17 protein-coding genes, 1 tRNA gene and 1 riboswitch are annotated in these 20,606 nt (G+C 64.2%); of the genes, 6 read left to right on the top strand and 12 right to left on the bottom strand.

Features of this window, described 5'->3' with window-relative positions; all coding sequences use genetic code 11:
* Nucleotides 1–16: 16 nt before the first annotated feature.
* Genes BMW76_RS19245 through BMW76_RS19230 form a run of 4 tightly spaced genes read right to left on the bottom strand, consistent with a single transcriptional unit; the run spans nucleotide 17 to nucleotide 2,042 of the window.
* Nucleotides 17–274, bottom strand: a complete 258-nt coding sequence (locus tag BMW76_RS19245) for an acyl carrier protein (RefSeq protein ID WP_090867859.1) — start codon at nucleotides 272–274, stop codon at nucleotides 17–19.
* Nucleotides 271–570, bottom strand: coding sequence for a phosphopantetheine-binding protein (locus tag BMW76_RS19240; RefSeq protein ID WP_090868006.1), 300 nt, complete (start codon nucleotides 568–570; stop codon nucleotides 271–273). Before BMW76_RS19240 ends, BMW76_RS19245 begins: the two co-directional genes overlap by 4 nt.
* Nucleotides 551–1,345: a lysophospholipid acyltransferase family protein gene (locus BMW76_RS19235; RefSeq protein ID WP_090867857.1), complete on the bottom strand. Its 795-nt coding sequence runs from the start codon at nucleotides 1,343–1,345 to the stop codon at nucleotides 551–553. The genes BMW76_RS19240 and BMW76_RS19235 overlap by 20 nt, the downstream gene beginning before the upstream one ends.
* Nucleotides 1,329–2,042, bottom strand: a complete 714-nt coding sequence (locus BMW76_RS19230) for a beta-ketoacyl synthase chain length factor (protein ID WP_090867855.1) — start codon at nucleotides 2,040–2,042, stop codon at nucleotides 1,329–1,331. The genes BMW76_RS19235 and BMW76_RS19230 overlap by 17 nt, the downstream gene beginning before the upstream one ends.
* 531 nt (nucleotides 2,043–2,573) lie before the next feature.
* A riboswitch (yybP-ykoY riboswitch) is annotated at nucleotides 2,574–2,755 on the top strand.
* A 57-nt stretch (nucleotides 2,756–2,812) separates the two neighbouring features.
* Here BMW76_RS19230 and BMW76_RS19225 point away from each other — a divergent pair.
* Entirely contained in the window at nucleotides 2,813–3,385 is a 573-nt protein-coding gene (locus BMW76_RS19225) for a TMEM165/GDT1 family protein (protein ID WP_090867853.1), read from the top strand.
* Between the two features lie 114 nt (nucleotides 3,386–3,499).
* Here the strand turns inward: BMW76_RS19225 and BMW76_RS19220 are convergent, their stop codons facing one another.
* Nucleotides 3,500–4,195, bottom strand: a complete 696-nt coding sequence (locus tag BMW76_RS19220) for a DUF4136 domain-containing protein (protein ID WP_090867851.1) — start codon at nucleotides 4,193–4,195, stop codon at nucleotides 3,500–3,502.
* A 190-nt stretch (nucleotides 4,196–4,385) separates the two neighbouring features.
* Between BMW76_RS19220 and pepN the strand changes: the two genes are divergently transcribed.
* The 3 genes from pepN (at nucleotide 4,386) to BMW76_RS19205 (ending at nucleotide 8,641) form a co-directional block, all read left to right on the top strand.
* Entirely contained in the window at nucleotides 4,386–7,088 is a 2,703-nt protein-coding gene (gene pepN, locus BMW76_RS19215; protein WP_090867849.1) for an aminopeptidase N, read from the top strand.
* A gap of 378 nt (nucleotides 7,089–7,466) precedes the next feature.
* Entirely contained in the window at nucleotides 7,467–8,483 is a 1,017-nt protein-coding gene (locus BMW76_RS19210) for a class 1 fructose-bisphosphatase (protein WP_090867848.1), read from the top strand.
* Nucleotides 8,484–8,565: 82 nt separating this feature from the next.
* Nucleotides 8,566–8,641, top strand: a tRNA-Thr gene (locus tag BMW76_RS19205).
* 88 nt (nucleotides 8,642–8,729) lie between these two features.
* Here the strand turns inward: BMW76_RS19205 and BMW76_RS19200 are convergent.
* From BMW76_RS19200 to BMW76_RS19190, 3 genes are all read right to left on the bottom strand, one after another.
* Nucleotides 8,730–11,639: an autotransporter family protein gene (locus tag BMW76_RS19200; protein ID WP_143062284.1), complete on the bottom strand. Its 2,910-nt coding sequence runs from the start codon at nucleotides 11,637–11,639 to the stop codon at nucleotides 8,730–8,732.
* Between the two features lie 357 nt (nucleotides 11,640–11,996).
* Nucleotides 11,997–13,136 carry an acyl-CoA dehydrogenase family protein gene (locus BMW76_RS19195; protein ID WP_090867844.1) on the bottom strand — a complete coding sequence of 380 codons (1,140 nt, stop codon included), beginning with the start codon at nucleotides 13,134–13,136 and terminating at the stop codon, nucleotides 11,997–11,999.
* Nucleotides 13,129–14,379, bottom strand: a complete 1,251-nt coding sequence (locus BMW76_RS19190) for a CaiB/BaiF CoA transferase family protein (RefSeq protein WP_090867842.1) — start codon at nucleotides 14,377–14,379, stop codon at nucleotides 13,129–13,131. Before BMW76_RS19190 ends, BMW76_RS19195 begins: the two co-directional genes overlap by 8 nt.
* 99 nt (nucleotides 14,380–14,478) lie before the next feature.
* Here BMW76_RS19190 and BMW76_RS19185 point away from each other — a divergent pair, with 99 nt between their 5' ends.
* Entirely contained in the window at nucleotides 14,479–15,426 is a 948-nt protein-coding gene (locus BMW76_RS19185) for a LysR family transcriptional regulator (protein ID WP_090867839.1), read from the top strand.
* Between the two features lie 25 nt (nucleotides 15,427–15,451).
* Here BMW76_RS19185 and BMW76_RS19180 read toward each other — a convergent pair whose 3' ends face one another.
* From BMW76_RS19180 to BMW76_RS19165, 4 genes are all read right to left on the bottom strand, one after another.
* Nucleotides 15,452–15,919, bottom strand: coding sequence for a TlpA family protein disulfide reductase (locus tag BMW76_RS19180; RefSeq protein ID WP_090867837.1), 468 nt, complete (start codon nucleotides 15,917–15,919; stop codon nucleotides 15,452–15,454).
* Entirely contained in the window at nucleotides 15,916–17,250 is a 1,335-nt protein-coding gene (locus tag BMW76_RS19175) for a sialidase family protein (RefSeq protein ID WP_090867835.1), read from the bottom strand. Before BMW76_RS19175 ends, BMW76_RS19180 begins: the two co-directional genes overlap by 4 nt.
* On the bottom strand, nucleotides 17,238–19,604 hold the full coding sequence (locus BMW76_RS19170) for a TonB-dependent receptor (protein ID WP_090867833.1): 2,367 nt from the start codon (nucleotides 19,602–19,604) through the stop codon (nucleotides 17,238–17,240). Before BMW76_RS19170 ends, BMW76_RS19175 begins: the two co-directional genes overlap by 13 nt.
* A 179-nt stretch (nucleotides 19,605–19,783) precedes the next feature.
* Nucleotides 19,784–20,164 carry a DUF2946 domain-containing protein gene (locus BMW76_RS19165; protein WP_090867831.1) on the bottom strand — a complete coding sequence of 127 codons (381 nt, stop codon included), beginning with the start codon at nucleotides 20,162–20,164 and terminating at the stop codon, nucleotides 19,784–19,786.
* Nucleotides 20,165–20,386: 222 nt separating this feature from the next.
* On the opposite strand from BMW76_RS19165, the gene BMW76_RS41200 reads away from it, so the two are divergent.
* The gene (locus BMW76_RS41200) at nucleotides 20,387–20,536 is read left to right on the top strand and encodes a hypothetical protein (protein ID WP_177200428.1); all 150 of its coding nucleotides are present in this window, start codon (nucleotides 20,387–20,389) and stop codon (nucleotides 20,534–20,536) included.
* Nucleotides 20,537–20,606 lie beyond the last annotated feature (70 nt).

Raw genomic sequence — 20,606 nt, 5'->3', positions numbered from 1 at the left:
GAACGTTGCGCGTGCATCAGCCCTGCGCCGCGAGCAGCGACTCGATGGCGACGATCACGTCGCCGACCGTGCGCACCGACTTGAACTCCTCGGGCTTGATCCGGCGGCCTGTCATTTCCTGCAGCTTGATCGCGAGATCGACGGCATCGATGCTGTCCAGATCGAGTTCTTCGAACAGATGCGCGTCGGGCGTCACGCGTTCGGGCTCGATCGCAAAGTTCTCTTTGAAGATCGCGCGGATGCGCTCAAGAATCTCGGTGTCGGTCACGGTCATTCCCCTTTCTTTGTGGTTTCGCCCGACTCATGCGCCAGTTCGCGCTGGCTCGCCACCAGCGCTGCAAGCGTATTGATCGAGCGGAAGTGCTCTCGCGTGCGTTCGTCATTCGCCGCGATCGTCAGTTGATAGTGTTTGCGCAGCACGATGCCGATCTCGAGCGCGTCGATCGAATCGAGACCGACGCCGTCGGTATCGAAGAGCGGCGCATCGTCGTCGATGTCGGCGGGCGTCAGGTCTTCCAGATCGAGCGCTTCGATCAGAAGCTGTTTGATTTCAAGCTTTAAAGAATCCATAGTCGAACAGGTGCCGGGTAATGTGTGCTTCGATTGCGCTCGTCACCGCGCGAGCGGCGAGCGCGGGCGGTTCGTCGTGCGCTGCCAGCCCGTCCGCGCCGACGGGTTCGAGCACGTTGACGCGCATGCGGAACGCGCGCTCGGGCACGTTGTACCAGCGCATGCCCTTCGTGAATGCCGGCGGATCGCAGTCCATCAGGACGGGCAGGATCGGCGCGCCGGATTTGAGCGCCATGTGCGCGAAACCGCGCGAAAAGGCATGCATCCGGTTGCGCGCCGGGCTGCGCGTGCCTTCCGGAAAGATGATCATCGTGTAGCCGCGCGCCAGTTGCCGCGAGCCTGCGTCGACGAGCTCGACGGGGTCGGCGTTGCTCACGTACTCCGCCGCGCGCACGACGCCCCAGAAAAACGGATTGCCCCAGTGCGCGCTCTTCACGACACAGCACGCATGCGGCGTCAGCGACAGCAGCACCATCACGTCGAGCCACGTCGGATGATTCGCGACGACGATCGCGGGGCCTTGGCCCTTGCGGCGCAGCGCTTTTACGCCGTGCGCGTCGAGCTCCATCACGCCCGCCCATTGCAGCACGGCGACGAGCGCGCGGAAGAACGCATGGATGATCGCGGTAACAGCACGTTGCTTCGACGCGCGATGCGGCCACATCCACGCGATCGGGAACAGGATCAGCGAAAAGCCGAGCCCGCAGACGCCGAACGCCGTGAACGCGAGCGCCGTCGCCACGAGGCGCCAGTGATAGTCAAGCCACGCCTTCATGCCAGCTCCATGCCCAGGCGGCGTGCTCGCCGCGCCACTGCGCGGCCGTGCGCGTGTCGAGACAGTGATGCACGGCCTGGCTCTGCGTCGCAAAGACGGTGTCCGTGGCGCCCTTGTCGCCGGGCGCCTCCGTTGCGATCGCAACCGTGCGTGCGCAGGTCAGCCGCCCTGTTGCCGCGGAATCTTCGAGCAGGATCGCGAGCGCGCCGCCGTGCACTTCCTCTTCGATCGTGCCGTAGGCGGGATCGGCCGGCTCGTCGGCGTAGACGAGCAGCACGGGCGTCGACGGGTCGGTCGCGTATTGGGCGTGCGCTTCGAGCAGCGCGTAGCCGAGCGTTTCCGCGCCCGCGGACAGCGCGCTTGCCGCCGTGCGGTCGCCGCGCGAGATGCCGAACACGCCCGTCATCGCGTTGAGCACGGAAAGACTGAACGAAGTCGGCGAGACGGGCTCGCCCGCACTGATGTTGCGCAGAATATCGGTCGTGCGGCGCAGCTCGCCGTGGCGCGACGCGAAAACGATCCGCACATTGGGGTGGTCGGCGGCGCAATCGTGCGCGACCTTCAGCGCAACCCGCGACAGCGTACTCAGACGACGCCGCGCCATCGGCTCGATGAAGCCAATGTCGGGGGCGACGGCTGCGACGGCAGGCCACGAAGACCAGCGAGCAACCGGAATTGTCCAGTGCAGATCGGGCATATCGGTGTTCGCGCGTGAAGGCTGCTGGCGCCGTGGGCGCGCCTGCCGTCGACAGCACGTGAGGCGCGCTACTCCGGGGCGGGGCGCGACGCCTGGGTGACTCCAGAATCGTTTTAAGGAATCACGGAAATAACGGCACGCAGCGACGATTATTTAGGGTGGAATGCCAAAACCGGGCTTTCGTCTGGTCATTACCTCGGCCGCCCGAAATGATACAGAGCATTCTGGCCGAAATCAGCCAGAAAAGACGTATCCATCTGTATCCGTCTCTTGCACGCGACGAAAGCGTTTCGCTGGGCTACCCGTGATCGGGCAGCAGGCTGTTGCAAGGGTTTTCGCCGCGCCCGGTCGAACGCAGGGACGGAACAGTACCACGCGTTTGGTTAGGTCCCCGTTCCAGTGGGGCGCATACGACGATTCCGTCAAAAATCGACATTCCTGCTCCGCACCGCAACGGCTTGCTGTAAACGGGCGAGGAGGCGCCACAGGCCGCAAGGCGCGGGTCGGCCGCACAAGGCGCCGTGCTATACTCCGTCGCTCATTGGGGAGTAGCCGCCCTGCTTCATGCCCGCGCAACGTTCGGTCAGACCGGACAGCGAGCGCAGCGCGCATGAATCGCGGGGGCGCCTGTCAACAGACTTGGCCATATCGGCCATGGCAGACGCAGCCTCTGGCCTGGCGAGACCGATGATCCACCACCGCCGCTCTAGGGCCCGGCGCGTCGTGGGTCGTCGCTCGCACACATCTCGGCCCGGGGAATCTATCAAAACGTGGAACAAGCTTTTCTGATCTCGACCGGCGCCGTTGCGCTCGCTGAAATCGGCGACAAGACGCAACTGCTCTCGCTGGTCCTCGCCGCGCGCTACCGCAAGCCGCTCCCCATCATTCTCGGCGTGCTTGCCGCGACGCTCATCAATCATGCGGGCGCCGGCGCGCTCGGCGCGTGGCTCGGCTCGCTCGTCACGCCGACCGTGATGCGCTGGGCGCTGGCCGCCTCGTTCATCGGCATGGGCCTGTGGATTCTCGTGCCCGACAAGCTGGAGGACGAGGAAGCGAACACCAGCCGCACGCACTTCGGCGTGTTCGGCGCGACCGTGGTCACATTCTTTCTCGCCGAAATGGGCGACAAGACGCAGATCGCGACCGTCGCGCTCGCGGCGCGCTTCCACGAATTCTTCGGCGTCGTCGCGGGCACGACCCTCGGCATGATGATCGCGAACGTGCCGGCAATCCTGCTCGGCGACCGCTTCGCCCACAAGCTGCCGACGAAGCTCGTACATGGCATCGCGGCGATCATGTTCGTCGTGCTGGGTGCAATGGCGCTGATGGGCATCGGCGTTTGACGATGCGGGCCGCACTTTGTGCGCGGCGTCGCTGAACGAAAAAGCCGCATCGCTCACACGCGATGCGGCTTTTTTCTTCGCGCGAAAACGCGCTTATCCGAAGGTCTTCGGCGCTTACTCGACGGTCTTCGCGCCCGACGCCGGAGCCGGCGGCGCGGCGCCGCCCGCCGCGACCTCGTTCGGCGCGCCTTCTTTCCCATTCAGTGGGATCTTCACCGTGCGCACCGCGCCGTTGCTCAACGGGAAATCGGACATCGCGCTGCGCGCGAGAAAAGGCATCGCGGCGAACAATGACGACTGCTCGTCCGTGTTGCGCGCCGTCACGTTATAGACTTCCTTGCCCGACGCGTGCTCCGTGATGCGAATGCCGAGCAGGTGCGTGTACACGGGATAGCTCTGGTTCACGTACGTCGGCGGGAACGGACCCCACGGGCCCCACGGATCGAATGGCCTTCCCCAGTAGTACGGGCCCGGCCACGGGTTGTAGTAGTAGACGGGCTGCGCGACCGTCACGGTATCGGAGCGCATGCCCCATGCGAGCGCCACCAGATAGCGCGCATCGCGCGCATCGGCTTGCCGGAACGCATGCAACGCGAGTTCGTTCGCGACGATCTGTTCGTATGTGGCCTGTTCGAGATTGTTCTTCTGCTCCGGCGCGCGCGTGAATGCGTAGGTGCGCGTCGCGTCGCTGCCGTTCCAGTCGGAAAAGGCCGTCACCTGCGTCGTGACATAGGTCGTGCAGCCCGCCAGCAGCGTAGCGAGCGCCGCCAGCACCCGTACCGCGTGGCGGGTCAATCGGTCGAGCTTCATGGTCTACCTCGTTGATATCGTCCGCCCGCGTCTGCCGCGCGAGCGGCCCGATAATACGCTGACCGACACGGCCGGTAAAAAGTTCTGTCCGCACGATCCGCACGATCGGCCGAGGCTTTGTACAATGGTCCGACCCGCCCGGCCTGCGCACGACGCTCGCCGGCTTCGAGCTTTCTTCCGTCACGACACCATGGCCGATACCGAAACGCCTCAAGTGATCCGCCGCGCCGACTACGCGCCGCCCGCCTTTCTCATCGATACCGTCGCACTCGAATTCGATCTCGTGCCCGAGCGCACCGTCGTCAGGAATACGATGCGCATCCGTCGCAATCCCGATGCCGTACGCGCCACGCACCTCGAGCTGATCGGCGAGCAGCTGGAATTCGTCGAGGCGTCACTCGACGGCAAGCCTTACGCAGGCGTGCACGCGCACGAACACGGCCTGACCGTCGACAACGTGCCCGACTCGTTCGAGCTGACGGTGACGGGCATCTGCAATCCCGCCGCGAACACGACGCTCTCGGGCCTGTATGTATCGAGCGGCAACTTCTTCACGCAGTGCGAAGCGGAAGGCTTCCGGCGCATCACGTGGTTCCTCGACCGCCCGGACGTGATGGCCACCTACACGGTGACGATGCGCGCCGACAAGGCCACGTACCCGGTGCTGCTGTCCAACGGCAATCTGCTCGAACAGGGCGATCTGCCCGACGGCCGCCACTTCGCGCGCTGGGAAGACCCGTTCAGGAAACCGAGCTATCTGTTCGCGCTCGTCGCGGGCAAGCTCGTCGCGCTCGAAGAACGCGTGAAGACGAATTCCGGCAAGGAAAAGCTGCTGCAGGTGTGGGTCGAGGCGCACGATCTCGACAAGACGCGTCACGCGATGGATTCGCTGATCCACTCGATCCGCTGGGACGAAGAGCGCTTCGGCCTCGAACTCGATCTGGACCGCTTCATGATCGTCGCCGTGAGCGACTTCAACATGGGCGCGATGGAAAACAAGGGCCTCAATATCTTCAACACGAAGTACGTGCTGGCCAATCCCGAAACCGCGACCGATACGGACTTTTCGAATATCGAAGCCGTCGTCGGTCACGAATACTTCCATAACTGGACGGGCAATCGCGTCACGTGCCGCGACTGGTTTCAGTTGAGTCTGAAAGAAGGGCTGACCGTATTTCGCGACCAGGAGTTTTCCGCGGATATGGCAAGCGGCGGCAGCTCCGGCCAGGATCAGGCAGCGCGCGCGACCAAGCGCATCGAAGACGTGCGCGTGCTGCGTCAGATGCAGTTCGCCGAAGATGCCGGCCCGATGGCCCATCCTGTCCGCCCGGAAAGCTACGTCGAGATCAACAACTTCTACACGATGACCGTCTATGAGAAAGGCTCGGAAGTCGTGCGGATGTATCAGACGCTGTTCGGACGCGAAGGCTTCCGGCGCGGGATGGATCTGTACTTCAAGCGCCACGACGGTCACGCGGTGACATGCGACGACTTCCGTCACGCGATGGCCGACGCGAATGGCCGCGACCTCGCGCAGTTCGAGCGCTGGTACAGCCAGGCGGGCACGCCGCGCATCACGGTCGCAACGCACTACGACGCCGCGCAAAAACGCTACACCGTGAAGCTCACGCAAGGCTTCGGCGACGCGTCGCCGGCCGCGCGCGAAACGCAGAAAGGTCCGCTGCTGATACCGTTCGCGATCGGCCTGATCGGCGCGGACGGCCAGGACTTGCCGCTGCGCCTCGAAGGCGAAGCATCGGCGTCGCCGCAATCTACTCGCGTGCTCGAATTCACTGAGACCGAGCAGACCTTCACGTTCGTCGATGTCGCCGAAAAGCCGCTGCCGTCGCTGCTGCGCAATTTCTCGGCGCCCGTCGTCGTCGAATACGACTACACGGCCGATGAACTCGCGTTCCTGCTCGCGCATGACAGCGATCCGTTCAACCGCTGGGAGGCCGGCCAGCGACTCGCGACGCGCGAGCTGCTGACGCTCGCCGAGCGCGCGGCAACAGGCAAGACGCTCGAACTCGACGATACCGTCGTCGCCGCGTTCGGCCGCGTGCTAAACGACGAGACGTTGTCGCCGGCGTTCCGCGAACTCGCACTGATGCTGCCGTCGGAGGCGTATCTCGCCGAGCAGATGGACGAGTCGAACCCGGCTGCCGTGCATAGCGCGCGGCAGTATGTGCGAAAGCGCCTCGCATCGGCGCTCAAGGGCGACTGGCTCGCCGTCTACGAACGGCATCAGACGCCGGGCACCTATGAGCCCACGCCGAAAGCGGCCGGCCATCGCGCGCTGAAAAATCTGGCGCTCGCCTATCTCGCCGAACTCGACGATCCCGCCGATGCCGTGCGTCTCGGGAAGGCGCAGTATGACGCGGCGGACAACATGACGGATCGCGCGTCGGCGCTGTCGGCTTTGCTGACGGTCGCGGCATCGAACGGCGGCGCGGCCGCCGCGGATGCGCTCGACGACTTCTATCGCCGCTTCGAGAACGAACCGCTCGTCATCGACAAATGGTTCGCGCTGCAAGCCATGCAGCGCGGCACGAAACGGCGGCCCGTGATCGACATCGTGCGCAAGCTGATGATGCATCCCGCGTTCAACCTGAAGAACCCGAACCGCGCTCGCTCGCTGATCTTCAGCTTCTGCTCGGCGAACCCCGCGCAGTTCCACGCGGAAGACGGCTCGGGCTACACGTTCTGGTCCGAGCAGGTGATCGCACTCGACGCGCTCAATCCGCAGGTCGCGGCCCGTCTCGCGCGTGCGCTGGAACTGTGGCGGCGCTTCACGCCCGCACTGCGCGAGCAGATGCGCGCGGCGCTGGAGAAGGTAGCGGCTCAGGCGAAGTCGCGCGACGTTCGCGAGATCGTCGAGAAAGCTTTGGCCTGATTCTTATTAGCCATCGATGGCAGTCAAAAGCCGGCACACGTGCCGGCTTTTTTTGTCCGCTTATCCGCGTTTGCTGTCGCCAACCGGCCTGGATTCGCCCGTTCGACGCGGTGGTTCTATCGGGGACAGCGCACGCCTCGCCCCTTCTTCGATTTTTCATTAACCTGCTTCAACATTTGAGCCGGCAATGAGCCGTTCGCGACGCGCGTCTTGGCATGCCATGCTTGCAAAAGCCGCGCCGTCGATCTTCCGCAGATTTACCCGATCGAAAGCAGGCGGCTAACCGCCGTCAGATCCGGACAGTTCATAAAGTCACGGAACCCGCACATCGAAAGGTTAAAATCCCAAGTATTCCCCAAGCCTCTCCGGAGTACAGCAATGTCTTTGCAACGTCGTACCACTCTCACCAAGTATCTGATCGAGCAGCAGCGTGAAAACAACAACCTGCCCGCTGATCTGCGTCTGTTGATCGAAGTCGTTGCGCGCGCGTGCAAGGCCATCAGCTATCACGTCAGCAAGGGCGCGCTCGGCGAAGCGCTGGGCACGGCCGGCAGCGAAAACGTCCAGGGCGAAGTGCAGAAGAGGCTCGACATCCTGTCGAACGAGATCCTGCTCGACGCCAACGAATGGGGCGGCAACCTCGCCGGGATGGCGTCGGAAGAGATGGAACAGTTCTTCCCGATCCCCGCGAACTATCCGAGGGGCGAGTATCTGCTCGTGTTCGATCCGCTCGACGGCTCGTCGAACATCGACGTGAACGTGTCGATCGGCACGATCTTCTCGGTGTTGCGTTGCCCGGACGGCCAGCAGCCGACGGAGCAATCGTTCCTGCAGAAAGGCACGCAGCAGGTCGCGGCGGGTTATGCCGTGTATGGTCCGCAGAGCGTGCTCGTGCTGACGACGGGCAACGGCGTCAACTGCTTCACGCTCGATCGCGAGCTGGGCTCGTGGGTGCTTACGCAAAGCGACTTGCGCATCCCCGTCGAGACGCGCGAGTACGCGATCAACGCGTCGAACCAGCGCCATTGGTATGAGCCCGTGCAGCAGTACATCGGTGAGCTGAACGCGGGCAAGGACGGTCCGCGCCAGGCCGACTTCAACATGCGCTGGGTCGCTTCGATGGTCGCTGATGTGCATCGCATCCTGAGCCGCGGCGGCATCTTCATGTATCCCGCAGACAAGCGCGATCCGTCGAAGCCCGGCAAGCTGCGTCTGATGTACGAAGCGAACCCGATGGCGTTCATCGTCGAGCAGGCGGGCGGCGCCGCGACCAATGGCGAAAAGCGCATTCTCGACATCCAGCCGAAGAGCCTGCATGAGCGCGTCGCCGTGTTCCTCGGCTCGAAGAACGAGGTGGATCGCGTGACCCGCTACCATCTGGAAAAGAAAAGTTAAGAAAGCACTTGCCAACTTAATAAACGTCACTCTATAATCTTCCTTCTTCGTTGCTGACGTCCAAAACGCAAGCAACGACGGCGCCGGAATAGCTCAGACGGTAGAGCAGCGCATTCGTAATGCGAAGGTCGGGGGTTCGATTCCTCTTTCCGGCACCAGCAGATTCAAACAAAAAGCCCAGTCCTCGTGACTGGGCTTTTTGCTTTTCCGCGGAATCTTTCTGCCGGAGCGGATCACCAGCGCGAATCACCAGCTCCACCTCACGCCCACGTTCCCGCCTACGACACTCCGATGTGATCCGTTCACATTCATCGTGTACGCGACCCTCGCGAATGCGCTCGCGCGCCTGCTTGCCTTCGCAACCACGCCGATATCGAATTGCAGCGCAGTCGCCGCATCGCTGACGGAAAGCGCCGTCGGACCCAGCGTCGCGTAATCGGTGCCGCCGAAGTTGCGCCACAGGTTCACAGTGGCGAAAGGCTGGAACGCGGCGCCGCCCTGCTCGACCTGTCCTTGCACGCGCGCGCCGATCCGTCCGACAACGCTGTTCGCTGCATGAAACGACACGTTCGATACGCCGTCGTTGAGATCGTCGAGGCCAACGTGCTGCACGATCAACTGGATCTGCGGCTCGACGCTCAGACTCGCGGTCAACGGAACCGGGAAGCCGCCTTCGATCGAAGCCCCGATTTCATAGCCGTTCGTCGATGCCGAAATGCCCTCGTTCGACGACGGCGATACGGACAATGAACTGCCGACGATCACGGCATCCGTGTACCAGCCACCCGGCCCGATATGCGTCCAGTACGCGCCCGCTCCCGTCGAATTGATCGACAGATGCCCGGCGGCGAAATCGTGAAAGCCCAGTGCGAAACCATTGACGTCGCCCGTCGCGCGCACGAAAGAAAAGAACACGCCGTAGTGATTGCGATGGCCGTTGGGCGTGCCGTCCGCGTACACGTCATGGCCCGCTTGCACGCCGCCGATCGTGCCGCTGAACCCGGGCTCGACTGTGCCGCCGCTCGTCACTTCCGCATGTTCGCCCCATACGCGCAACCACGCCGCGGGCAGCCAGCCCGTCTCGTTCAACAGCATCTGCGCGCCTTGCCGTTCATGAAAAGTGCCCATCTGTTCGACGCCGAGCGCTCGCGCGATCACGGGTACGGCGGCATAGACGGGGGCTTCCATCCGATAGAGCGGAGTCGGCGGCGAGCCGGGCGGTGGTGGCGGCGGCAACGGCGGCGTCCCGACGGCGGGCATTGGTGCGGGCTGCGGTGAAGGAGACGGCGTGGGAGTCGGCGAAGGCGAAGGCGTAGGCGTAGGTGCGGGTGTCGGCGAAGGCGCAGGCGCGGCAAGACTGGATCGCAGATACCAGTTGTCCGCGGTACCCGCATCGACACCGCCCTTGAACAGATAGTAGACGTACGCGCCCGCCATCAGCGGCGACGACAACGTGAATGCGCTCGCGGCCGTCGTTCCGCCGTTGATCGCCTGAACCAACAAAATGCCATTCGCGTTCGTCGCGCCGCCGCCTCCGCCGACGTTCGTCACGCCGATCGTCGTGCTCCCCGTCGCTGCGCCTTGAGAGATGACGAGCCTGTCTGCCGGCGAACCGTCGCTGCCCAGCAGGCTTTGCAACAGCAGGCGTCCGTTCATGCCGGCAAAGTTGCCGTTGATCACGAGCGTATCGCTCGTGCTCGACCCGCCGTTCGTCAGGTCGATCGTACCGGCATTGTTGACGGCGACGAGTTGTCCCGCTACCGCCGGCGAAACGGGCGGATCACCGAGCCCGCCTGCGAACAGCGTGCTCGTCGAATCGATGTTCAGCGTGCCCGTGGCCGTGCCGCTGTCGCCGAGCGTGAGACCGCTCTTGTCGAGCGTCAGCTGGCTGGCGTTCGCGAGATTCACGGTCTCCCAGCCGACGAATCGCGACGACCCGCCGAGCCGGCTGTTCGACAGCGTCAACGCGTCATTGCCCAGTCCGCCATCGAGCGAAATGAGCTTCGCGAGGTTGCTGTCGGCGACGCCCTGCAGCGTAGCGGTGTCGTTGCCCGCGCCGAGCGTCACGGCACCCGCGATCGTGCCGGCCGACCAGGCGAATGTATCCGCGCCGCTGCCCGTCGTGATGCCCTGGCCGACCGCGCCACCGCTGATCGTCGCGGCATTGTCGCCATCGCCGAGATCGACAGCGCCCGTCGTCGAGCCTGCTGTCATCGTGAATGCGTCGTTGCCCGCATCGGTACCGACGGCTCGCAAGCCGCTGAGACTGCCGGCGTTGACGATCGTTATCGCGCCCGTGCCGTGCGACAGGATCGCCGCGCTCGCCGTGCTCGCAATGGACCCTGTGTTCGTCAGGGTCGCCGGGCCGCCGAGCGTGATGCCGTCGCTCAGCGCCTCGATCGTGCCCGCGTTGGTGAACGTGCCGCCGCCATTCGCGATGATGCCGTTCGCCTGTCGGCTGATCACGCTGGCGCCCGCCTCGTTGTTGAACGTCACGCTGCCGACGATGAACGCACCGAGGCCGCCCCCGCCGCTCGCCGTGATCGAACCTCGATTGGTGATGACACCCGGCGCCGACTCCAGCGAGACAATACCGTGCGCATTCGCGCCGGATACCGCGATCGTGCCGCTGTTCGTGATCGTGTTGTTGCCGGGCGAACCCACCGCGCCGCCGTTCGCGAAGATGCCGTGCGCGTTCGGGCCACTCGTCGCGATCGTGCCGTTGTTGGTCAGCGTGTCGTCGTGCGTGAGCGCGGCCATCCCGTATGAGCCGTCGCCTGCCGTCGATACCTGTCCGTTGTTGGTCAGCGTCCCGCCGCCAGGGCTCAGAAAGTCGTGCATGCCGACGGCGTTGTTGCCACCCGTACGGATGACGCCCGTCGTGTCGTTCAGCATCGTCACGGCGGCTGCGCTGTTGAACATGCCTTCCGATAGCGGGCTAATCGTCGAGATCATGCCGCGATTGATGAGCACATTGCGCCCTGCACCCGTGCCCTGAGCAGAGATGCCATCGAAGTCGTTGGCCAGTACGTTCAGCGTGCCGAGATTCGTGACCGTGCTCGCATCGCGGACAAGCACAGCATTGCCCGTGCTGACGTCGAGTTCGGCGCCAGCCTGCACGTTCACCGTTACGTTGACACTGCCGGGCAAAGCCACGACCGGCGTCGTCGAAGGGTTCGGAGACGCGGAGCTACACGTCGCGGTTTCGCCCGACGCCGGTGCCGTGGTATCGCATGCGGCAAACGCGACGTCATAGCGCAGCGCGCAGACGAAACTGAGCGCCGAGGAAACCGCGCGCCACAACAGATGAAGCGGCAAACGCGTGCGGCACATGGATGATTGACGAGTTAGAAATTATCCCGCGCTCCAGCCGATGTTTAGAGCAACGCATGGCCATCGGATCTCTGCTTCGCGATGCGCGCATTTCAAATCAGGATAGACAATTATTCGCGCAACACAAGGCGCGTTCAGTTCTATTGCGTTTAAGCAAATTAAATCAGTGCATCGAATCATTCACGTCAAAACCGAACGTGCAATCACCGTTCGCTGTATCTCCGACGAGCCCTCGTAGATGCGCAGAATGCGTGCATCGCGCACGAGCCGCTCCAGCGGCATCTCGCGCGTGAAGCCATAGCCGCCATGCAATTGCAACGCGGCGTCGGTGACGAACGCGGCCATCTCGGATGCGTAGAGCTTCGCCATCGACGCATGCTGCGTGAACGGCTCGCCCGCCCTGCGCTTTGCCGCCGCCTGCAACGTCAGCAGCCATGCGGCTTCGAGACGCGTCTTCATATCGGCGATCGTCCATTGCAAGCCTTGCTTGTGTGATAAAGGCTCACCGCCGACGTGCCGCGTCTTCAGCCATTCGACGGCAAGCGCCAGCGCCGCCTCTGCAATACCGATGCTCGTTGCAGCGACATCGAGCCGGCTGTTGTCGAGCACTTTCATCGCCGTCCGAAAGCCGCTGCCCTCTGCGCCCAGTCGATTCGCAGCAGGCACATGGCAATCGAGCGCCACTTCATGTGCCGGTGCACCGCGTATGCCCATCAGTTTTTCTGCAGGCGCAACGTCGACGCCCGGCGTTTCCCGATCGACCACGAATGCGCTGATGCCACGCGTGCCCGCGTCGGCATCCGTCTTCGCATACACGACGATAAAGCCTGCGGCGTCCGCGTTCGAGATAAAGTGCTTGACGCCCGTGATCCGATAGCCGTCGCCCTCGCGTATTGCGCGCGTGGCCATGTCGGCGGGATTCGAGCCGGCGCGCGGCTCCGTCAACGCGAATGCGCCGAGCTTGCGGCCCGAAGCCGCGTCGGGCAGATAGCGCTCGCGCAAGGCATCGTCGCCGCTGATCAGGATCGAGTCAGTCGCGAGATAGTGCGCGCCGATCATCGACGACGTCGATGCGCATGCCTTTGCGATCTCCACGAGCGACAGCACGATCGCGACCGCAGATGCATCCACGCCGCCCCAACGTTCGGGCAGATTCATACCCATCACGCCGAGTTCGGCGAGTTGCGCGACATAGCGCGTAGTCGACAGCTCGTCGCGATCGACTTGCGCGGCACGCGGCGCAAGTTCGCCTTGTGCGAAACGCGAGATCGCATCGGCGATCTCCAGATCGCTATCGTCGATACCGAGGCGCTTATGCATGGTTACGCTCCTCGTTGCGAAATGCGCTCGGCTCTTTCGATGCATCTGCGCCAAACGCGCCGCGCTCGCGCAACGAAGCGATGTCCTCGGCGTCGTAGCCGAGTTGCTGCAACAGCGCTTCGGCATGCTCGCCAAGTGCCGGCGCGGGCGACACGCGATTGACCCCGTACGCGGAAAATTTCACCGGCTGCGAAGGCAGGCGCACCGCGTGTTTGCCTTCGCGCTGCACTTGCGTCAACAGCGCGCGATGGGCCGCGTGATCGCTTTCCAGCGCCTCCTGCAGATTGCGGATCGGCGCGACGGGAATGCCCGCGTCACCGAGCGCGCGATTGACTTCGTCTACAGTGCGCGACGCCGACCACGCTTCGATCGTCGCGCGCAGATCGGCTTCGTGAATGCAGCGCGACGCATCGCTGGCGAAGCGCGGATCGCTCGCGAGATGCGGCGCGTCGATGGCATGCGCGAAGGCGTCGAACAAGCGGTTGTTCAACACCGCGACGACATAGAAGCCGTCCGCCGCACGGTAGACACCGAACGGCGCCGACGACGGATGACGATTGCCGACCCGGCGCGGTGCGATTCCCGTTGCGGCATAACGCGCGACGAGCGTCGCGCTCATGCCGAGCGTCGCATCGAACATCGACACGTCGACGTGCGTGCCTTTGCCGTTCCGCTCGCGCGCGAGCAGTGCCGCGAGCACGCCCCACGACGCGAAGAGACCGCTGACGACGTCCGATACCGATTCGCCGATCATCGTCGGCGGCCCGTCGGGCGAGCCCGTTGCATCCATGAGTCCGCACATCGCTTGCAGGATGATGTCGTATGCGGGGCGATGCGATTCGGGTCCCGTTTGACCGAAGCCCGACACGCTTGCATACACGAGCGACGGATTGATATCGCTCAACGCGGCATAACCGATGCCGAGCTTGTCCGCTACGCCCGGCCTGAAGTTCTCGACGACGACATCGGCCTGGGCGCACAACGCGCGCGCAAGTTCACGTCCCGCATCCGTCTTCAGATCGAGCACGATGCTTCCCTTGTTGCGGTTCATCGCGGCGAACAGACCGCTCTCGCCGTCCTCGGTGAAGGGGCCGACAGCGCGATAGTCGTCGCCCGCGGGCGGCTCGATCTTGATCACATCGGCGCCCAGATCGCCGAGCAGCGCCGTGCAATAGGGGCCAGCGAGCACGCGTGAGAAATCGATCACGCGCAGCCCTCCGAGCGGCAGATTCGAACGGAACATCGACGGCTCCTTTCACCAGAGGTTCGATGCGTCGATTCTCGGCTCGCACAGGCTATCAAGTAAAATATCGAATTGAACTAGCACCTATAGGATTTTCCGATGCGTGTCTCGTTGCGGCTTCTGCGCTATTTCACGGCGACGGCGGAAACAGGCAGCACGACAGCCGCGGCGAAACAGCTGAACGTCTCGCAGCCATCCATTTCCGTCGCGATACGCGAACTCGAATCGCTGTTCGACGACACGCTGTTCACGCGCGAAACGGGCGCGAAGATGACGCTGACGCGCTTCGGCGTGCGCAAGCTCGCGGAAGCGCGTCAACTGCTGAACGCCGCCGCATCGTTCGAAGCCGACGACAGCGGCGACGCGGCATCGGGGGAAGTGCAGATCGGCGTGTTCAGCACGATTGCACCCGTCTATCTGCCCGCGCTGCTGCGCATTGCGCGCACGCGCTTTCCGGACCTGTCGATACGGTTCGTCGAAGGCGACCTCGTGCAGCTCGAAGAAGGATTGCGCAGCAGCCACATCGAACTTGCGCTGATGTACGACGTCGGGCTGCCCGCCGATATCGAGCGCGAGTGTCTCGCGGAACTGAAGCCCTACGCGCTCGTGCCCGCCGCGTCGAAGCTCGCGAAGAAGGCGGGCAAGCTTTCGCTGCACGAGCTCGCGAAAGAGCCGCTGATCCTCATCGATCTGCCGCACAGCCGCGAATTTCTGATGGCGCCGTTCTGGCAATGCGGGCTCGCGCCCGAGGTGCGCTATCGGGCGACATCGCTCGAACTCGTGCGCAGCATGGTCGCGCATGGGCTCGGCGTGTCGCTGCTGATCACGCAGAGCGAACCGGTTTCGTCATCGACGGGCGCCATCGAGCGGCCCATTCGCGAAGAGACCATACGCCAGCCGCTCGTGATTGCGCGGCCGGCGCGCGCCTCGCGCACGAATGCGTCGGAACTGGTTGCGCAGTGCATGCGCGACGCGGTGAACGAGGCGATGTCCGCACGCGCGGGACATACGCGCCGCCGCTCGCGCGCGCAAAACGTGCCGCGCTGAAACCTGGCTCTCCGCGCTCTACCGATTACCGATGCCAGGTGTCGAGCACGGCAGGCTGCAACAGCCCGCTCGTCGCCTGCCGTGTGCCGTGCGCGTCGATCAGCAGCGTGCGCGGCATCTCGCCGTGCCAGTTGGGATCGAGCGCGCGACGCAGCTTGTCGGGGATCGCCTCGGCGTTCGCGTAGAGCGCGGTCTGCGGCGGCAACGGCAGCGACGCGAGTACTTGCGATAACGCAGTGGTGTTGTCGTCGATGGGGTCCATTGCGATCATCGTCAGCCGCACATCGCGATGCTTCTTCTGCCATTCGACGATCCGAGCGGTGTTCTCGCGGCAGTAGCTGCAATCGAGCGACCAGATTTCGACGATCTGCGGCTTGCCTCGCGACGCAGCGAAAAGCGCGTTCACATCCGCTGCACGCAGCGGCTCAAGCTCGCCCGCGTGCGCGCCGACAGCAATCAGGGCGCTGGCGAGCGCCATCCACATTCGTTTCATTGATTGCCCTCCCCGGCCGGCACGAGCATGTAGCCGTCGTTCTGCGTGCGCCACGACAGATAGACGCGCCCCGCGTTTTCCAGCAACTGCGGATTGTCGCTGCCGCCCGCCGTCTGCGCGAGCATGCGCGGCGCGCTCCAGTGCGCGCCTTCGTCGTCGGAACGGCGCAGCATCAGACGCATCGTGTCGCCGTCGAAGTCCTTCCACGCGAGCCACAGCGTCTTGCCTTGCGCAATCAGCGCCGCGTGCGACGCCTGATCGTCTGGCTTGCCCGTGTCGCCGAACGCCCACGGCTCGCCGATCGGCTTGCCGTTCGCGTCGAGCCGCGAGTAGTAGACGTCGGCGCGTCCGTTGACGACGCTGAACCACGCCATGTGCCGCACGCCGTCCGGCGTGATCGCGAGCGCCGGGCCGTGCTCGGGGCACACTTCCATATGCCAGCCGGAAAATGTCGCGCGAACCGGCACGACGGCTTCGCGCGAATCGGCGGGCAGCACGGCGAGCGCGTGATCGCGGATCTGGCCGTCGAACACGTTGCGCCACATCGCCTGTACGCGGCCTTCGTTGTCGAGCGCCAGTGCGATCCGGCAGCACTCGCACGTGTGGTCGGCGACCTTGCGCTCGGGCTGGAACGACTGCCCACCGTCCGTCGATACCGCGTAGTAGACGGCCGCGCCGTCATAGAACCTGCCCGCTTTCTTCGCCGCCGTCAGATCGCGCTTGTCGATCCACGCGACGAAAATACGCCCCTGTCCGTCGACGATCATCGAATCGAAGCGATGCGTGATCGGCTGCCGGTCGCCGTGGACGGTGGCGGGCACGCTCCACGTCGCGCCGCCGTCGATCGAGCGCGAGAAGCGCACCATGCCCGTGTACGGCGCGTCGAGCGGCATCGACCACGTGACGTAGATCGTCTTCGCGTCCGGACTCGCCGCGATCTTCGGACGGTTCTCGGCGCTCGTATAGATCGGCTCTGGCATCGCGTTCACAACGACGGGCGGCGACAGCGCGGGACCCGCTTTATCGGCGTCTTTATCGGCGCGGCTCGAATGCGCGACGACGACATGTTGCCCCTCGACCCACGCCACCCACAGGCGATGCTGAGCATCGAACGCGGCCCCCGTTGCGAGCGGCGCTTTGGCTGCGCTCGCGGCTTTCGCGCCTGCGCCCGATCCCGTGCCGCTCATGCCCTTCATGTCCGCCATGTCCATCTGCTTCGCATGCCCCGCGTGCGGATCGTTCGAAGCGTCATGCGCGATCGACGGCTGCATCGTTAGCATCAGCGAGAAGCCGGCGGCCAGCGCCGCCGGCCATTTTCTTAAAGCGACCATTTGAGTTCTCCGTAGAACGTGCGGCCCGGATACGGGTGAAAGACGTAGTAGCGGCGGTCCGTCAGGTTGTCGATGCCGATCGACGCGAGCCAGTGCTTGCCCATCTGGTAACGCGCCTTCAGATCGACGACCAAAAACGAACTGGTGCCGCCATAGACGTCGGGATTGATGTCGCTGTTGTCGAGCGTGTTGTACTGGCGGCCCGAATAACGTATCCCGACGCTGCCCTGCCATTGCGGGTTGAAGTGGTAGTTGGCGAGCAGATTCGCGCGCATCACGGGAATGCGCGGAAAGCGCTTGCCCAGATACGACGGATTCGCCGAGTCGGCCAGAATGCGCGCGTTGGTCGCCGAAACGTTCGCGTCGAGATCGAGCCCGTGCAGCAACACGTTCTGCCCCGAGAACGCCAGCTCGACGCCACGCGCGCGCACGCGATCGACGTTCGAGATGTTCGTGACCGTCGATGCGCCGTTGACCGTCGTCTGGCTGTAGATCGAATCGCGCAGGTCGCTCTGGAACACGCTCGCCCGTACGACACCCACGCCGACGTCGCGCTCCGCCGTGAAGTCCCAGTCGATCGCCTTCTCAGGTCGCAAGCCCGGATTGTTGTTGACGATCGCATTGTTCGAGATCGTGCCCTGGAACAGCTCGCCGACGGTCGGAAAGCGCGTGCCCGTCGCAAACGACAGGCGGAACAGCCAGTCTTGCGTGGCCTGCCATTGCACCGACGCTTTCGGCGACAGCGCGTTCGCGCTGCGGTTCGCGTACCCGAACGTCGACGCGCCGTTGCCGAGCGCGCCGTCGTATGCGTCCCAGCGCTCGTAGCGCAGGCCGAGCGTTGCGAGCCAGCCGGGCGCGAAACGCCACGCGTCCTGCCCATAGAGCGCCTGGGTGCGCGTGTCGCCGCGAAACGTGCTGGCGAGCGTCGATGGAGAACCGTTCAGCCAGTCGGATGTGTTGAAGGTCTCATTGCGCAGGAAGTAGTTGTCGAAGTGATAGCCGACAGCCAGCGCGTGGCCCGCGTACGACGGCGATTCCGCTTTCAGATCGAGGGTCCGCCAGCCGGTGCCGTCGCCGAAGAAGATCGTGCCGGGGCCGCCGCCATAGGCAGCGGGCGGCGCTGTCGTCGACGAGCGCAGCACGTCGCGCGACACGTCGTACGCCGATACGATGCCCGACAGCTTCCAGCCCGAATCGAGCCGCGCGTTCACGCCGAACGCGTAGAGCCAGTTCTCCTGATCGCCGTTGGCGGGCGAAAACGCCGTCGGCGCGATCGTGTAATTCTTCCCGCCGATCGTCACGTTGCCCGCATAGACGGGGTTGCCGGCGGCGTCCATCAGGAAGGTTTGCGCGCGGTCCTTGTAGTGGTTTTCCCAGTGGCCGAGCGTGAGCGTCGCGTCGACGTGGTCGGTCAGCCCGTAGCCCATGCGTACGGATTCGCCGACCTGCTCCGTGCGCTCCATCGTCTGCGGACCGACGATCACGCGGGGCTGGCCGTTCGGGCCGGTATCCGTTGCCGCGCCTGTCACCGCGACGGGTGCGCCGAGCTTCGCGTTGTGCGTGCTGCCCGGGCTCGCGTACTGGAGCGGCTGGCTGTTGTTCTCGAGACGGTCGAGCGTCAGCGAGTACCAGAAGCGGCCGATGCGATCGGCGATATGCGCCGATTCGTGATTGCCGCCGAAGCTTTTCGTGAAGCCATACGGGTCATCGTAATGCTGCGTGAAAAGCTGCGTGTCCAGCGACGCTTCGAGCTTCTCGGGCTTGCGCGTCGTGATCTGTACCGTCGAGCCGATCGAGTTGCCCGGATAGAGCGCCGAGAACGGCCCGTACAGCACCTCGACCTCGGCGAGGTCGTCGGGCGCGATCAGCGACCAGCGCGGCGGGTAGGCATAGCTCGAACCGAGCAGATTCGACAGCAGCAACCCGTCGGCATAGACGAGGCCGCGCGCGCTCTGCAGCTCGTTGAAGTCGCGGCCCGCGAACACCGAGTTCCGGTCGCCCGTAAAGCGCTTGCGCACCATGACGTTCGGCGCGTACTTGAGCGCGTCTTCCGTATTGACGATGTTGCGCGCGTCGATCTGCTCGCGCGTGACGGTTTCGACGATGCCCGGCGTATCAGGCGCAAACGCGGGCGCGGCTCGCGCGGCCGTGACCTTGACGGCTTGCAGCGTGCCGGCGGGTTCCGTCAACGAATGGGTGGAATCGCTCGTTACAGAAGAATGGGAGACCGAAGTATCCGGGGTGGCACGATCGGTCGTACTTTGATCGGCCCATGCAGATTGAATGGCGAACACTGCCGCGCAAGCCACCGAAAGCGGCGTGCGTGCGGACAGCGCAGCGTAAGCGATGCGCATGAAGAGTCCTGAAAACGTGATCGAAGACGCCCTGCCGACGCAGATGCCCATGCCCACGCTGCTTGCCGCATCGCTGATGCGGCAAGCGGGAAACCTGGAGTAAAGGCACGCACGGCGGCTCGCCGCCCGCTATGTCATGGCGACGTCAGACGCAGGCGAACGAACGGGCTGAAAGGGCTTCAGATCGACGTGACGGGAGGGGCGCGGGGTTGTGCGACGCGTACGCTGCGGCGCACAAAGACAACCTCAGGCTCAACGGCGCGCGCGTAAGCAAGCGCACGGACGGGAGGCGGAACGAACGGGACACTGGCGCCAAGTGCGAAGTTCGCAGCGAAGCCGGGACAGTAGACGCAGTGGGGAACAACGAGGTGCGGCTTCGGCGTGCTGTCGTGCGAATCGCCGAGATCGATGACGACGTTCTTCGCACCGGCCGCATGACAGAGCTCGATGGAGAGCGGGCCTTGCGAGCCGGGAGCACGCGCATAGCCGATGACGGGCGACAGTACGTTGAGTACCAGCGCCAGCCATACGAGACTGATCCAGCGTGTCGGGCGTGCCATCGCTACCTGAAAAAGTGAGCGCGCAGTATAGCAGCGGCCGAAGGACAGTGTTTAGACGTACTGCAATAAGGCAATCGTTAAATTTTAAACAAGGCGCTTCAATGCCTGGGACCCTGTGCCGTTAAAGCAACAGGGGGCGCGCCAAAACGTCGGCTGTGTGCGGCAGCGCTGGTCCGACGTGCATGCCAGGGAAGATAATGTTTTCGTAAAGGAGAAAACATCATGGACACCAAACCGCCGAAGATTCCGACCCCCGACAAGGTCTCGAGCCCGGATCCGGAACCGGCAGGCGTCGAATTTCTGAGCGCGGAACTGCCCGAGCACGTTCGCGCGTTCTTCGACGAACAACGCAAGTCGTGCGACCCGAAGTAACGGTTGATGTGTGCATTGCAGCATCGGGGCTCGCGCATCGGACAGATGCGTGCAATGTCGATGTACGTCC

Source organism: Paraburkholderia diazotrophica (assembly GCF_900108945.1).
In the GTDB taxonomy this organism is placed as follows: Bacteria; Pseudomonadota; Gammaproteobacteria; order Burkholderiales; family Burkholderiaceae; genus Paraburkholderia; species Paraburkholderia diazotrophica.
The sequence above is the reverse complement of the archived record's forward strand: the minus strand, read 5'-3'. Positions and strand labels throughout refer to the sequence as shown.

Coding starts and splice junctions, on each gene's coding strand:
- BMW76_RS19245 (WP_090867859.1), bottom strand. CDS start 274: ATGACCGTGACCGACACCGAGATTCTTGAGCGCATCCGCGCGATCTTC.
- BMW76_RS19240 (WP_090868006.1), bottom strand. CDS start 570: ATGGATTCTTTAAAGCTTGAAATCAAACAGCTTCTGATCGAAGCGCTC.
- BMW76_RS19235 (WP_090867857.1), bottom strand. CDS start 1,345: ATGAAGGCGTGGCTTGACTATCACTGGCGCCTCGTGGCGACGGCGCTC.
- BMW76_RS19230 (WP_090867855.1), bottom strand. CDS start 2,042: ATGCCCGATCTGCACTGGACAATTCCGGTTGCTCGCTGGTCTTCGTGG.
- BMW76_RS19220 (WP_090867851.1), bottom strand. CDS start 4,195: ATGAAGCTCGACCGATTGACCCGCCACGCGGTACGGGTGCTGGCGGCG.
- pepN (WP_090867849.1), top strand. CDS start 4,386: ATGGCCGATACCGAAACGCCTCAAGTGATCCGCCGCGCCGACTACGCG.
- BMW76_RS19210 (WP_090867848.1), top strand. CDS start 7,467: ATGTCTTTGCAACGTCGTACCACTCTCACCAAGTATCTGATCGAGCAG.
- BMW76_RS19195 (WP_090867844.1), bottom strand. CDS start 13,136: ATGCATAAGCGCCTCGGTATCGACGATAGCGATCTGGAGATCGCCGAT.
- BMW76_RS19190 (WP_090867842.1), bottom strand. CDS start 14,379: ATGTTCCGTTCGAATCTGCCGCTCGGAGGGCTGCGCGTGATCGATTTC.
- BMW76_RS19185 (WP_090867839.1), top strand. CDS start 14,479: ATGCGTGTCTCGTTGCGGCTTCTGCGCTATTTCACGGCGACGGCGGAA.
- BMW76_RS19180 (WP_090867837.1), bottom strand. CDS start 15,919: ATGAAACGAATGTGGATGGCGCTCGCCAGCGCCCTGATTGCTGTCGGC.
- BMW76_RS19175 (WP_090867835.1), bottom strand. CDS start 17,250: ATGGTCGCTTTAAGAAAATGGCCGGCGGCGCTGGCCGCCGGCTTCTCG.
- BMW76_RS19170 (WP_090867833.1), bottom strand. CDS start 19,604: ATGCGCATCGCTTACGCTGCGCTGTCCGCACGCACGCCGCTTTCGGTG.
- BMW76_RS19165 (WP_090867831.1), bottom strand. CDS start 20,164: ATGGCACGCCCGACACGCTGGATCAGTCTCGTATGGCTGGCGCTGGTA.
- BMW76_RS41200 (WP_177200428.1), top strand. CDS start 20,387: ATGGACACCAAACCGCCGAAGATTCCGACCCCCGACAAGGTCTCGAGC.